The sequence below is a fragment of the Paenibacillus sp. FSL K6-2393 genome (assembly GCF_038002545.1).
GTDB lineage: Bacteria > Bacillota > Bacilli > Paenibacillales > Paenibacillaceae > Paenibacillus.
In genome coordinates this window covers 567,620-581,553 of the sequence record NZ_JBBOCU010000001.1, presented here as the reverse complement: position 1 = coordinate 581,553, position 13,934 = coordinate 567,620, and the positions used below count along the sequence as shown (strand labels likewise).

Genomic DNA, 13,934 nt, shown 5'->3' with positions numbered 1-13,934 from the left:
TTTTAAACCTTAATCCTGCCACAAATGCTCTCTCGAACGGCTCATTCCGTGCTACTGCTTGAATTGCCTGACATACGAGGTTGTCCCTTCCGCATCTCCCCTGGAGATATTCCGAAATGCTTTTTGAAAACCCGATAGAAGTAGGACACATCTTCATAACCCGCCATCTCGGCAACATGCTTGAACGGAATCTGTTCATCCATCACCCATTCCTTCGCTCTCGTCATACGTAATTGGATAACATAGTCAGTCACGTTCACCTCATACTCTTTCTTGAATACCTTGCTGAGATATTCCTTACTGACAAAAAAGATCTGGGCGAGTTGCTCCAGCGTAATCATCTCCATACAGTGCTGCTCAATGTATTGCTTTACCTCATTCAGGTTCAGCTTGTTCTTGAATTTACGCTGCGCAATCAGCTGCTCCAAAGCCTGGTAGTATGGAGTCGAAATCCATGTGATCGTGGATTCGATGGAAGCCAGCGCTGTTGAAGGAGGTAGCGCCGTTGCTTCGGGCCGCTCGTACAAGCCATTGGAGACGCACAGTTCATCCAACAAAGCCTGTAGTTCATGAGCCACCCTTCCAAGCTGCCGAGGTCTGTTAATCTCGCATCGTTCCAGCTTCTGCTGCAATTGTTGGAACCACTCACGCAGACTCTGAACGTTCAGGTCATTAAACCGCAAGCGAGCCTGCTGCTGAAACAGGGAGAACTCACCTGCGAACGTAGAAGGATACGATTCCCATGATTCAGGCGCTGATTCAACCTTTTCCAACTCTTTTGCACATTTGGCAAGTACACCATTCAGTTCATCCGGATTCACCGGTTTGAGCAGATAATCTGCAGCCCGATGGCGGATTGCATGTTTTGCATAATTGAAGTCGTCATATCCGCTCACCACGATCACCTTGATCTGTGGGTACTGTCCGCTCAGCGTCTGTAACAGCTCCACACCGTCTGTACCGGGCATGCGCATATCCGTAATGATAATGTGAGGCTGATGCTGCTTGACCAGTTGTATGGCCTGCTCACCATCCTCTGCCTCACCTGCAACGGTCATGCCGAGTTCATTCCAATCTCCCAGGTTGCGCAAAATATCCCGGTTCCACGGTTCATCGTCTACTAGCAGCACTCTGTACAGTTCTTTGTTCACAAGGCTTCGCCTCCTGTATTGCAGGGGATTCGTACCGTAACGCTCGTCCCCTGTCCGTATTCACTTTCCATGCTCATCCCATATTCAGGTCCAAAATGCATTATAATTCGTGAGGCAGCATTGACCAGTCCAATACTTGTACCTGAACTCCACACCCGATCTGCCTGCAAGGTAAGCCGCTCCAGTCTGGATTGCATCTCCGTTAGTTTCTCAGCATCCATACCCACGCCGTTATCACGAATTCGAATGGTTACATCTGTAGGTTCACAGACGACTTCAATGCCCAGCTTCCACTCGCCCGGTTTCTTCTCCAATCCATGTAAAAATGCGTTCTCCACAATGGGTTGCAAAGACAACTTGGGAATATAACATGCCCGAAGTTCCCCGGTAATCTCCAGGGTATATTCAAGCCTGCCGGCAAAACGTTGCTTCTGAATCAGCATATAATGCTCCAACTGATCGAGTTCAGACTGTAGAGGGACAAGTCCATCCGGCGCGCGCACAATATAACGAAACATCTCGCTTAAGGCTCGAATGACTTTGTAACTGTCTGCCGGTTTTTGCGAGTAGACCATGCCGCCAATCATCTGCAACGTATTTTGCAGGAAATGCGGATGGATCTGGGATTGCAGTGCTTTGAGCTCGGCCGTCTGCTTCTCAAGATTCATTAGGTAGTTGTCGCGAATATGTTCCCGAATACGACTAGCCATGCCGTGCAGATTTTTCTCCAGCAGACCAATCTCATCTACCCGGCCGCTTCGTACCACTTCCCTGTCCTTGATCAGCTGAATACCCTTCATGGAATTCGCCAGTCTGACAATGGGCTTTGATGTACGCCAGGCCACGAGCGCAGCCAGTCCCACAGATATGACGGTTGCCAGGCCACCCACAACCAGTCCGTATTTCATCGTGTCCAAAGCACTTTCGTTAACGACATGGGCAGGTACAATCTTGATCACACGCAATCCTGACGGCTCGATGGAGTGAAAGAATACATATTCTTTGGCTGTCCGTATGAAGCCCGAACTTTCTTTCGTGCTTGCCAATTTCTCCATTGCTTCCGCAGACGGCTGAATCTCTTGGTTTGGTTGATAGACCGGACTACCCGCGCTATCAGCAATGTATACCGCATAGTCTCCCCGGCTATCCAGCAGCTCCAGGGTCTGGTTGAACTCAGCCCACTTGACCTCCAGACTGATGGCCCCGATCTGTGCCTGATCCTCGAAGCGGTTCATACTACGGGTCATGTGAAACTTTTGCGGATCGTCCGGATCATTGATAATCGTAAAATCTTTATGTTGTGCAAAAAGCTCATGATACCCCTCCGGTATTTCCGATACCGCCTTGATGCGAGAATCCATGGAGTTGAAGGTGAACAGGGTGTCCAATTCTTTCAGATACAGTTCAACGCCAAATACATAATTGCCGGCAGAATAGTATACACTGTTCAGCATATTGAACATGGCCTTCTGTTCGTCGAATCGGCTGGCTGCCGGCGCTTCCTCGTTCAACGCCAGATATTGATGCAATTCGTCACTGATCTGAATCGAATAGATAATATTGTTCATGCGAGCGAACTGTTCACCCAGATAGATGGAGGCCCAGTTCATATTGGCTCGGTTGGTCTCCATAATCTCCTCTTCCATGGAAGAGCGGGTATTCTCGGCTGCCATAGCGGTCATGGCAATGACAGGCAGAACGGCCAGCAGCGTCATGGTAAGAATCAATTTATTGCGAATGCTGCGTTTGAAAGGATCTGTCAGCTTCCGATAACATTCGGTAAACACAGCGCATCCACTCCTGAGCTAAAATAGACAAACGCCCCAGCATGGAAGCCGAGGGCGCTTTGGTCTTTATATTCGTTTGGAAATGTTACAACTAATGCTATTTACACGGACACTTCGATGGCAGAACAACCTTCGATCGCTGTTATCCCCAGATTTTTTCTGATTCCCTTTTTGAAAAGGGAAAATCCGGGGATAAAGGCGCACGCTTCGCTTCGTTAGGTTATTTCTGTCATCTCCGTTTTTGTGTAAATTTATAGTTCAGCATCCATTGCCTACTCTATTATTTCCTATTATTGTTCGATAATCCGTATGCCCCATGGCTCAAGTTCGATCTTCTCTCCCGCAGCTATCGGGGTTCCTGCCAGGAGTTCGGTCCCTTCGCCATAGGCGTTCACGAAGGATGTTGCCTCATCCGCGTAATTGAAATAGTAGCGAATCGTGCTTCCTTGATCGTTCACACCTGTCTTCACAATGATAGGAAAAGCCAGCTCCTGCTCAGCTCCCCATACGCCCGCTTCCTTCATGACACGTTCCAACACCTTACGGATCACCGCAGAACTGGTATAACATCCGACATAGGTTGCTTTGCCTTTTCCATAGGTGTTCTGGGTAATTGCCGCATATTCGCCCCAATGTGGATGATCATACCAAGCAAGTACTTCAGCCGTTGTTGGTGTAATCAGTTCCATCCAGGTGTGAATCTGGTTCTGCTCCTGACCAACCTCGAATGGATCATCGCGCAGCGAGACATGTTTGGGCTCTACAAAAAGGTTATAGCTGATCCCGCATGCCTCACTGATCAGGCCGGGCTGGCGGGTAGAGCGTACCTTGATATGCTCATTTGCAAATCCGCTTTTGAACGAGTAGACGATATGTCCGCCATCCTGTACGAATTGATTTAATTTTTCCAACAATGCATCCGAAGCTGCATACAGAGCAGGTACAACGAGCACATCATACCCCGCATAACTCTCAACCGATGGATCGATCAGGTCACAGCCAATGTTCATCTTGTACAATTCATCGTACATCCAGCGCACCACGTCATTGTAGTTCTTGTCACTGGTGAAGTTAAATCCAAACCATTTAATCGATGTGAGCGCCTCATTGCTGAACAGCACAGCTACCCGATTCTTTTTCTTCAGATTAACGAGCTTTGGACTGAGTCGGGCAAAATCCCTGCCAATGGTCTTTGCTTCGTTGTACACCGGATTCGGTTCGAAATCATGACTGAGCAAACCTTTCCAATACGTCTCAAACGAATTGTGCAACGAATGCCAGTGCCAGTAAGCGACCATGTTCGCTCCCGATGCCAGATGACTGAATGCCTGCAAACGTAGCTGTCCCGGATAGGGAACCCAATGCCAGAACGCCTGCGCTTCGGTCTCCAGTACAAGGTAATTTGATTGTTTGGTGGAACGCGCTACATCCCCTCCGAATGAAATCTCGATGCCCGTCAGATCATCCTGGGAAGGATGGTAGATGTCCACACTGGTAATGTCAAAAGGTTTCGATGCGGCAAAATGGTCCACATCCCCTTGAATGCCGTAGGAATACCCACGCCAGTCAAAGTCAAAATTCTGGGTAACAAACTGTCCTTCCTGTTTGTATTCATTCACGATTCCCACTTGCCAAGCCAAAAAGTTGGTTACCAGCTGTCGCTGGAATTTGGCAAATTCAGCACCAAGACTGCCATTGATCGTTCCTACCACAGACGGGAAGTCCTCCCAGCTATTGATTCGATTGCTCCAGTAATCGAGACCAAATTCCTTGTTAAGCTCATCCAGGGAGCTGAACTTGTTACGCATATATTTTACGAATTGCAGTTGGACATTATCTCCGGCCGTATTGTAATGCTTCGTCTCGTTATCTGTCTGATATCCAATTACCGCTGGATGTGTGCTCACCCGAGAGATCAGCTTGCGTATGATTCGCTCGGCATAGAATAGATAGGTTGGATGAGTAATGTCCATAATCTGTCTTGCACCATATTTGCCAGGTCCCTGTGAGGTGGTAGCCAGCACGTCCGGATGTTCCTTAACCATCCATGTTGGAACAGCATACGTTGGTGTTCCTACAATAACCTGAATCCCCGCCTCATGCATGGCATCCAGCACACGGTCTACGGAAGAGAAGTCAAATACGCCATTCTGCGGTTCATGGGTACTCCAGGTTGATTCTGCAATGCGGACCACATTGATACCTGCATCCTTCATCATCTGAATGTCCTTGTCCAATCTTTCGTAAGGCATATATTCATCATAGTAAGCTACACCATATAATAATTTGTCCATGATTTAATCTCCTTTTTAGGTGGAAAATATAATGATCTTGACGTGTGCAAGAGTTGACATATTCCAATCCATAATGGTAGCGTTTACATTATTATCGATTGAAGAACTTGGATTGTTCAGCAACCACTTCAAACGCTGATACGTGCCATGGATTATCCATGCTTGCGTTAAACTGATTATAATGAAGTATACTACGGGTGCCGATTGTATAAGGCAAGTTGTTTTTACCCTTTTCCGAGGTGAATATGATGGATATGCGATCACAGCTCCGAGAAATGCCTCACCATACGCTGGCCCACTGGCTTCCTATTATCGACTGTAACATCAAATTCTATGGTGCGCACAGCCAACAAGTACCCTATGGATGGGCGATGCCGGAGGAATCACATCCGGGCTTTGAGATTATGTTGATCATCGAAGGTACGCAGGAGAGTGTGATTCATGGTTTTACCTATACCGTGGAGGAAGGTTCCATTCTTCTCATTCCTCCAGGGTTCAAACATACAAATCAATGTGTATCCACGGGAGGCATGACTTATTTTAGCGCTCACTTTAATGTGGATGATCCAGTCTTCACCCTGAAGCTGATGTCACAGCATAGCCAAATCTACGCAGCAGGTACGGCAGATAATAGGAAGTTGCGCGTTGTGCTGGAGAGTTGGATGGGGATGATTAACGTATCTGAAGCCTACACGTCTACTGACAAAATGATCATGCAGGCCCGCATGTTTGAACTGTTCGCCCTGTTGTCCCAAGCCGCTGACAATGAACCGGAGACCCCCACTTCCGTTGCTGCTTCACATGCACCAGCTCCAACAGCCATGCATTATGCGGGAGCTATAGCGGAGGCAATCAAGCAGGCATTCCATGCCCAGCTTCGAACCAAGGAAAGCAGTGTATCCACGGTCAAAGTAGAGCAGATTATATCCTCGTTTGGCATCAGCCCGGGATATGGTCTACAGGTCTTTCGCAAGGTGTACGGGCGGTCGCCCAGGGCTTACTTGTCCAGCTTGAAGTTGCAGGAGGCCAAAGTACTGATCGAACAGCCAGAGCTGTCGCTCGGGGAAATTGCGTGGAAGCTCGGTTACACCCATCTGTCCCATTTCAGCAGACAATTCAAACGTTGGACAGGCCAAAGCCCGCTTCAATATCGCAATCATCATGCAGATGCATCAGGTGATCCTGTATCCTACAGATCGGAATCGAGCCCAGAAACTTGATTACGGATACGCTTGTATTCTTCCGGCGTGTTCATATTACTCAATTGCATCGCAACTTGATGAACACCCGCTCTCTCAAGCTCTTCGGCTTCGACATATCGGCAACCGATCTCTTCAAGCCATCGCATGACTCGAAGATGATCCTGAATCAGACGCTGCTCAAGATCAGGGAGCACTCGTTTGTGGTAAGCCGCTGCAAGAGGGTGGACATGTCCATCCACGCGTAGAACGATAGCAGAATAAGAATTATGCGATTCGACCAGCTTTTTTATTCCATCAAAAAAAGACGTTTGCAGGAGCGGCATATCGCAGGCGCATACCAGATTCCAGTCTGTATCGGAAGCTTCCAGTGCCGCGTGAAGACCGGCGAGTGGCCCCTTCCCCGGATAGTGATCATGAACGCAGTCGTAGCCCATTGCACCGTAGGTTGTCACATTGGGTCCGGCAGCCACGATGATACGGGATACGGCGGGTCTCATGGCCTTCGTGACATGTTGCAGTACGAGGGAACCGTTCAGTTCCAGCATGGCCTTGTTGGTCCCCATGCGGCTGGATAAACCTCCTGCCAATATGATGCCTGTCCATTCCCTCGTGTTCATGTTGTTATCCTCCTTCAGATCACGATATGTGTTTGACTGCATCAATTTCAAAACGTTCACTATGCATTGAATCCCCTTTCAACAAATGATACATTGAACAATATGCATTTGAAAGGAATGGCTTAATTGGACAGACCTGCACCTTCAAGAGGCAATCCCTCATTGGTTTCTCTGAAACTATATAACTTTTTCATATATGGAGCCATCTCGATCTTCGCCGGATTCCTGCAGCTTTACCTGCAAGAGATCGGCATGACCAAGCTGGAGATTGGCAGTCTCATGGCGATTGGACCCTTTGTATCCTTGTTTGCCAACCCATTCTGGGGTTTCTGGAGCGATAAATCTCGCAACATTCGCATCATTCTGATGATTATGATGGGAGGTACATTTGTGCTCGCCCAGGGTGTATTCTATGCGCCCACTTATACATGGATCTATGTAGCCATGATTTTCTTTTATTTTTTTCAAAGTCCATTATTCGCCCAAACGAACAGCCTGATTCTCGGATATATCGATGGTACAACCCAAAAATTTGGGTCATTCCGGCTCTGGGGTTCACTCGGTTGGGCACTGACTGCCGTCGCAGCCGGACCGCTCATTGACCGTTTTGGCATCGGCAGTGTATCCATTATATTTGCGTGCATGATTGCCACCACCTTTGTATTATCCGTATTTCTACCCAGACAGCCGATTGCTTCGGATACACCCGTGGTTACTTTTCGGCGGTTTGGCAAAGTCATGTTCAATCCGTATTTTATGGCATTTATCGGCCTGGGTGTACTCGTATCGGTGCCTAATGCGATGAACAGTACTTTTATGTCACTATATATTGTAGAAATGGGTGGCGACAAACAGATGGTCGGCTGGGCCATCTTCACCTCATCCATTCTCGAAGTCGGCGTATTCCTGCTGCTCGACCGCCTACTCAAACGCAAGATGAGCATGCTCTTGGCATCTCTCATTTTGATCAGTTTGCTGTTTGCACTGCGCTGGCAGCTCATGGCACTGGCTAACAACCCGCTGGAGATTGTATTCATTCAGTTGACGCACTCCATTACGTTTGGTGGGTACTTCTATGTGGGTACGCAACTGACCATGCTGTTTATTCCAAGACCTTACCGTTCCTCCGGTCAAGCGGTGTATACGATGGCCTGGGGCGGTCTCTCCGGCGTGATTGCCGGTCTGTTCGGCGGCTGGTTGTTCCAGAGCTTCGGTGCGGAAATCATGTATAGCATCGGCGTATTCTTCTCGCTCATCGGCGCGGTCGGATTTGGCATCATGTGGTTATCGAATCGACGTAACGGCTATCAGCCAGTTGTATTGACGGAGATGGGTAATATGGATGAGGACAGATAATCTTTTGTTTGAAAAAGTTGAAAGAGATTTCCACTGGAGCACTACGAGAACAGAACAATCTTTCGATCGCTGTTATCCCCGGATTTTCTTGATTCCCTTTTCAAAGGGTGAAATCCGGGGATATAGCGGAGCTGTAGTTCGTTCTATCACAATATGAATACTATGCTAGTTTCTCTATAGATTTTAAAGTTGAACAAAAGAAAATACACGATTTTAACTAATCATTAAACTGAACAAACACATGCATATACTTATCTAATCCTGGAAGTCCGGTCGTTTCATTGATTTCCAAAAAATTGAGTTTTTCTTCCCATTCCAATCTTTCCTGATCGGAATCGTCAGCAGCATATTCAAAAATATATACTAAGACAAAAGCATCAATACTCGAGACCCCGTTTTTCAACTGTACCCACTCTTGAGGGAGCACAACTTGATTTTTACCCGCTGTGATTTCTTTGCCAGAGAAATTAAGAATCAGTTCTTGTCCTTCATTTTTAATCGTGGTGATTTTTTTCTTTCCATCCCATTCAAACGTTGCTCCGGATCGTTTAAAAACATCTTTCACTGGGATATAAATGGAATTATAAGTTGTTTTTGTTGACTTTCCTTCCTTAATGACACTTAGTTCAACTTTTTTTAGTGATGAATTATACACATTTGCCGCACGTTCCTTAAAAGGGAGATCCATTAGGGATTGGTCCAAAGCAGCAGATGCAACGGATCCTACACAGACAACTAAAGTTAACATCAACAATAAAGAAACAAATCGCTTCATCTTGATTCCTCCTTGGAATTATTGTTCACATTAACTTAAACGTCGAAAGTTGGAAAAATGTTCATTTTAGTATCCCGTTGTATTAATAATTATTTTCTTGTGTATCCACACAGAACCAGGACTTGTACCAGTACAACCTTCTTTAGCAATTGCAGGCGCACAAGAAAAAGGCGTCTCCATTGGCTTATTGCCCTGGAGACGCCTTTTACGTTCATAGATTTAAGTTTACTGCTAACCTATCATCCTACCTATACGCTTCACATTATGCCTTCGGCAGTTGGAATGAGCTTTTCAGGGATACAACCCGGTTAAATACCGGACGACCTGGCTCGGAATGTTTTGGATCTACACTGAAGTAACCATGACGGAAGAATTGGAATTTATCCTGCGCGTTCGCTTCCTTCATTTCTTGCTCCACATACCCGTGAACAACCTCAAGGGAGTTCGGGTTCAGTTGATCCAGGAACGTTTTCTCCGGTTGCTCTTCCACAACCTCAGTTTCAGCTCCAGCTACTGCCACTTCCACCTCTGCTTCCGGTGCTTCATCCAAGATCAAAGGCTCATACAGACGGAATTCAGCAGGTACCGCTTGAGTCGCTTCTACCCAGTGGATCGTACCTTTAACTTTACGGCCTGTGAATCCACTGCCGCTCTTCGTCTCTACATCATAGGTACAATGAATCTCGGTCACATTGCCTTCTGCGTCCTTGATCACATCATTACATTTGATGAAGTATGCATGTTTCAGACGAACTTCGTTGCCAGGGAACAAACGGAAGTATTTGTTCGGCGGATTTTCCATGAAATCGTCTTGTTCAATATAAATCTCACGGGAGAACGGAATTTGGCGATTACCCATCTCTGGGTTCTCCACATTGTTCTCTGCTTCGAGCCATTCCACTTGTCCTTCAGGGTAGTTGGTAATAACCACTTTAAGCGGGTGCAAGACAGCCATCGTGCGCGGAGCTTTCAGTTTCAAGTCTTCACGTACAAAGTGCTCCAGCGTTTGCAGGTCGATAACCCCTTGGCTCTTGGAAATGCCTGTTTCGAATACAAAATCACGAATGGCTTCCGGTGTATATCCCCGGCGGCGCAGACCCGAAATTGTCGGCATACGTGGATCATCCCATCCATCCACATGGCCTTCGTCCACGAGCAGTTTCAGCTTCCGCTTGCTTGTCACCATCTGGGACAGGTTCAGGCGGCCAAATTCGTATTGACGCGGCTTACTCTCCATCTCACATTCCGCAATAACCCAATCGTAGAATGGGCGTTGATCCTCAAACTCCAGCGAACAAAGGGAGTGCGTTACACCTTCAATCGCATCTTCGAGCGGGTGAGCGAAGGCGTACATTGGATAGATACACCATTTGTCACCCGTGTTATGATGGTGTGCGTGTGAAATCCGGTAAATCACCGGATCGCGCAGATTGATATTCGGTGCAGACATATCGATCTTGGCACGCAGCACTTTCTCCCCGTTCTTGAATTCGCCTGCACGCATACGTGTGAACAGGTCGAGATTCTCTTCCACCGAACGATCACGGTACGGGCTGTTCTTGCCCGGCTCCGTTAGCGTTCCGCGCATTTGACGGATTTCGTCGGCGCTTTGGTCGTCGATGTAGGCTTTACCTTTTTCAATCAACAAGACAGCACGGTTGTACATCTCGTCAAAATAATCCGAGGCAAAACGTTTCTCATTCCACTCGTATCCGAGCCATTTCACGTCTTCCTGAATCGATTGAACGTACTCTACATCTTCCTTGACCGGGTTCGTGTCATCAAAGCGCAGATTCGTTTTGCCGCCAAATTCGCCGCCCAGCGTAAAGTTAATCCAGATCGCCTTGGCATGGCCGATATGCAGATAACCGTTCGGTTCCGGAGGAAAACGGGTAATAACTTCCTGGACTTTCCCAGACCGGAGATCTTCGGTAATAATATTTTTGATAAAGTTAGGTGGGGTTGTACGATTGTCCACAGGTATCAAACCTTTCATGAATGGATTGGAGCCTTCGGGAATTGCAGCAATTCCGGCTATAATTCCTTAATAACGAAGTCATTTCCTGAAAAAATCTATTTTCTTGGAAAGTTTCGTACGCGTTTCATTTAAATATACCTTTAACGGGGGAGGAGTTCAATAAAGAACGGCACCAAAGTCAGGATCAGCCGTGCATAAATAGGCCCAAAACCATTTTGACGGGTTCGCTCGAATCATGTAGCATGATAGTAAAAACAAATTAAAGGGAGGGTTTCCCATTCCATCGAACTCGCTTAAACTGACCAAAGAACAGCAGGATGAAGCCATTCGCACCATACAGTCGTATTTCGAAGAAGAACGTGGCGAAGAACTCGGCGATCTGGCCGCTTGGGGTGTCCTCGACCTGTTCATGACACAGCTCGCTCCCTACATATATAATCAGGCACTCCGTGACGCACGCACAACAGTCAATCAACGCATGGCCTCAATGGAAGAAGACCTGTTTGCACTGGAGCAAAAGTTACCCAAGACTTCCCGTTAATCACTAATTTATAAAGAAAGAAGGTTGCATTCATGTTTACCTATTCATTGGATGAATATACCGAACTCCGGCCACTGGCCATGGAACATACCAAACCGCTGTTTGAACTGACGGATCGCTCGCGGGATCAATTGAGACATTGGTTGCCGTGGGTGGATCATGTGACAGAAGTGGAACACACCTCAAACTTCATTACTAACGCGTTAAAACAAGGTGCTGAAAATGGCGGCTTCACCGCCGGCGTATGGTTAAAAGGCGATCTCGCAGGCGTCATCGGATTCCACGAAATTAACTGGACCAACCGCTCGGTAAGCATCGGATATTGGCTTGGAAAAGGTTTTGAGGGTCAGGGCTTGATGACAAGTGCTTGTCGCGTTCTGGTTGATTATGCACTAGTCACACTGGATCTAAATCGCGTCGAGATTCGCTCGGCAACAAACAACAAACGGAGTCGTGCTATCCCAGAAAGACTCGGATTTGTTCTCGAAGGTGTCATTCGCCAGGCAGAGAAGCTGCCTAAAGGTTACGTGAACCATGCAGTATACGGCATGCTTCAGCATGAATGGGAACTCTTGCGCTAATTCGCTTACATAATGAATCGGGAGTGATCTCTCCCAACATAATAGATCAACACGAATACCCTCGATCTCCACGTATTGTGGTGACAGAGGGTATTTATGTTATTGTATTCAATGACTTTTATAGGGCTCGGACCATGCCACCATCCACGATCAATGAGGTTCCGGTAATGTACGTATTGGCCCCGGATAACAGGAACACCACCGCTTTGGCAAACTCCTCTGGTTGACCATAACGGCCCAGTGGAATCTCCTTGCGGAACTGTTCAGAGACTTCGTCCTCACTGACTCCGTTCTGCTCTGCCCGTGCTGCATCCAGCTCACGAATGCGGTCTGTTGCAATACGACCTGGCGCCACCGTGTTGATCAAAATTCCGTATGGAGCCAGCTCTTGAGACAAGGTCTTCGCCAATCCAAACACGCCGGTACGGAACGTGTTGGACAGCACCAGACCCGGAATGGGCTGCTTCACCGAAGTTGAAGCGATATTCACAATGTGTCCTCCGCTTTCTTTCATATAAGGAAGAGCAGCGCGAATCAGCCTTACATAACTGAGTACATTTAATTCAAATGCACGCTCCCAATCTTCATCCGTCAGTGACTCAAATGAACCCGATGGCGGGCCACCCGAATTGTTCACCAGAATATCAATCTGCCCAAACAGCTCCGCTGTCTTGTGAATCAAAGCCTCAATATCTTCCTTCCGTGTCACATCGGTTGCACAATATTCCACACGTCCACCACCACCAAGCGCCAGAAGCTCCTGCTTCACTGCTGCGAGCTTTTCTTCGCTCCGGCTGGCAAGCATGACGTCAGCACCTTCTGCTGCCAATTGAGCGGCTACCGCTTTGCCCAGCCCGCGACTGGAAGCCAACACCAGCGCTTTTTTACCTTGAAGTCCCATGTCCATCGTTGTTCCTCCTCCTCAGCTAGTTTCTATTTGGTCTGGATAAAATAACCCATAAGAATATCGTCCACATACTTGCCTCCGATATAAAACTCGGAAACCAACCTGCCTTCCTTCACAAATCCACACTGTGTATAAAACGTGATGGCTCCCGGATTGCTGGAGAGCACGCGCAGCCTGAGCTTGCGAACACCTTGTTGGGCCGCATGCTGCTTGATGGCATCCATCAAAGCTGTGGCAATGCCACAACGCCGATCATGAGGATGAACTGCAATATGAATCTCGTAGACATGACGGTTGACCGGCATACCTGTGGCTGGCTGAAAGCCCACATAACCACATACCCGCTCTCCCTGCACCGCAATCAATTGACTGCCTGGCGGGCAATGCTGCAGATATTGTTGTCTAGAACGCCATTGCATCGGTGCAGGAGAGGTGTATTTGTCCCATACCAGGGCATCCAACCCCATTAGCTGGGCTGCATCTTTAATCTCCGATGGACGAATCGTAAATGTATGGCTGGTAAGCATAATAATTCAACCTTTCGTGCTATAGTCGACAACGCTGTACATTACAACGTCAGGAAAGTTAAGAGATTTAAGAACGTTGAGAAACTTAGAAATAAGTTGTTCGTTTGCTTCATTGTTTACATATGTTCGTTCTATATATTGTAGCATAGCCTCAGCTTTGACTAAAATTCCGCTCGGTCTTGAACCTTTTAGCAAAATGAGAAAAACACTTAACCTTG

12 protein-coding genes are annotated in these 13,934 nt (G+C 47.4%); 4 read left to right on the top strand and 8 right to left on the bottom strand.

Annotated features, from left to right (window positions below; all coding sequences use genetic code 11):
* Positions 1–41 precede the first annotated feature (41 nt).
* The 3 genes from MHI14_RS02500 to MHI14_RS02490 all read right to left on the bottom strand — a co-directional run bounded on the left by MHI14_RS02500 (position 42) and on the right by MHI14_RS02490 (position 5,232).
* Positions 42–1,151 carry a response regulator gene (locus MHI14_RS02500; protein WP_341129821.1) on the bottom strand — a complete coding sequence of 370 codons (1,110 nt, stop codon included), beginning with the start codon at positions 1,149–1,151 and terminating at the stop codon, positions 42–44.
* Complete coding sequence (locus tag MHI14_RS02495) at positions 1,148–2,938, bottom strand: sensor histidine kinase (RefSeq protein WP_133386125.1); 1,791 nt, start codon at positions 2,936–2,938, stop codon at positions 1,148–1,150. The genes MHI14_RS02500 and MHI14_RS02495 overlap by 4 nt, the downstream gene beginning before the upstream one ends.
* A gap of 290 nt (positions 2,939–3,228) precedes the next feature.
* Positions 3,229–5,232, bottom strand: a complete 2,004-nt coding sequence (locus MHI14_RS02490) for a beta-galactosidase (protein ID WP_341129820.1) — start codon at positions 5,230–5,232, stop codon at positions 3,229–3,231.
* A 248-nt stretch (positions 5,233–5,480) separates the two neighbouring features.
* Here MHI14_RS02490 and MHI14_RS02485 point away from each other — a divergent pair, with 248 nt between their 5' ends.
* Positions 5,481–6,452 (top strand): AraC family transcriptional regulator, encoded by a 972-nt coding sequence (locus MHI14_RS02485; protein WP_341129819.1) that lies wholly within the window; start codon positions 5,481–5,483, stop codon positions 6,450–6,452.
* On the opposite strand, the gene mobA is transcribed toward MHI14_RS02485, so the two are convergent.
* A complete protein-coding gene (mobA, locus tag MHI14_RS02480) occupies positions 6,422–7,051 on the bottom strand; it encodes a molybdenum cofactor guanylyltransferase (RefSeq protein WP_341129818.1) in 630 nt (209 codons plus the stop codon). The two genes, MHI14_RS02485 and mobA, sit on opposite strands and share 31 nt — an antisense overlap.
* 162 nt (positions 7,052–7,213) lie before the next feature.
* Here mobA and MHI14_RS02475 point away from each other — a divergent pair, with 162 nt between their 5' ends.
* Positions 7,214–8,407 (top strand): MFS transporter, encoded by a 1,194-nt coding sequence (locus MHI14_RS02475; protein WP_341129817.1) that lies wholly within the window; start codon positions 7,214–7,216, stop codon positions 8,405–8,407.
* Positions 8,408–8,624: 217 nt separating this feature from the next.
* Here the strand turns inward: MHI14_RS02475 and MHI14_RS02470 are convergent, their stop codons facing one another.
* Both MHI14_RS02470 and MHI14_RS02465 read right to left on the bottom strand, forming a co-directional pair.
* Positions 8,625–9,182, bottom strand: a complete 558-nt coding sequence (locus MHI14_RS02470) for a stalk domain-containing protein (protein ID WP_341129816.1) — start codon at positions 9,180–9,182, stop codon at positions 8,625–8,627.
* 262 nt (positions 9,183–9,444) lie between these two features.
* Positions 9,445–11,178 (bottom strand): glutamine--tRNA ligase/YqeY domain fusion protein, encoded by a 1,734-nt coding sequence (locus MHI14_RS02465; protein WP_341129815.1) that lies wholly within the window; start codon positions 11,176–11,178, stop codon positions 9,445–9,447.
* A gap of 259 nt (positions 11,179–11,437) precedes the next feature.
* Here MHI14_RS02465 and MHI14_RS02460 point away from each other — a divergent pair, with 259 nt between their 5' ends.
* Positions 11,438–11,701, top strand: coding sequence for a DUF2164 domain-containing protein (locus MHI14_RS02460; RefSeq protein WP_076253656.1), 264 nt, complete (start codon positions 11,438–11,440; stop codon positions 11,699–11,701).
* Positions 11,702–11,733: 32 nt separating this feature from the next.
* A complete protein-coding gene (locus MHI14_RS02455) occupies positions 11,734–12,282 on the top strand; it encodes a GNAT family N-acetyltransferase (protein WP_124116580.1) in 549 nt (182 codons plus the stop codon).
* Between the two features lie 118 nt (positions 12,283–12,400).
* Here MHI14_RS02455 and MHI14_RS02450 read toward each other — a convergent pair whose 3' ends face one another.
* Positions 12,401–13,189, bottom strand: a complete 789-nt coding sequence (locus tag MHI14_RS02450) for an SDR family oxidoreductase (RefSeq protein WP_091036164.1) — start codon at positions 13,187–13,189, stop codon at positions 12,401–12,403.
* Positions 13,190–13,215: 26 nt separating this feature from the next.
* Complete coding sequence (locus tag MHI14_RS02445; RefSeq protein WP_091036161.1) at positions 13,216–13,716, bottom strand: GNAT family N-acetyltransferase; 501 nt, start codon at positions 13,714–13,716, stop codon at positions 13,216–13,218.
* Positions 13,717–13,934: the final 218 nt, after the last annotated feature.

Coding starts and splice junctions, on each gene's coding strand:
- MHI14_RS02490 (WP_341129820.1), bottom strand. CDS start 5,232: ATGGACAAATTATTATATGGTGTAGCTTACTATGATGAATATATGCCT.
- MHI14_RS02485 (WP_341129819.1), top strand. CDS start 5,481: ATGGATATGCGATCACAGCTCCGAGAAATGCCTCACCATACGCTGGCC.
- mobA (WP_341129818.1), bottom strand. CDS start 7,051: ATGAACACGAGGGAATGGACAGGCATCATATTGGCAGGAGGTTTATCC.
- MHI14_RS02470 (WP_341129816.1), bottom strand. CDS start 9,182: ATGAAGCGATTTGTTTCTTTATTGTTGATGTTAACTTTAGTTGTCTGT.
- MHI14_RS02465 (WP_341129815.1), bottom strand. CDS start 11,178: ATGAAAGGTTTGATACCTGTGGACAATCGTACAACCCCACCTAACTTT.
- MHI14_RS02455 (WP_124116580.1), top strand. CDS start 11,734: ATGTTTACCTATTCATTGGATGAATATACCGAACTCCGGCCACTGGCC.
- MHI14_RS02450 (WP_091036164.1), bottom strand. CDS start 13,189: ATGGACATGGGACTTCAAGGTAAAAAAGCGCTGGTGTTGGCTTCCAGT.
- MHI14_RS02445 (WP_091036161.1), bottom strand. CDS start 13,716: ATGCTTACCAGCCATACATTTACGATTCGTCCATCGGAGATTAAAGAT.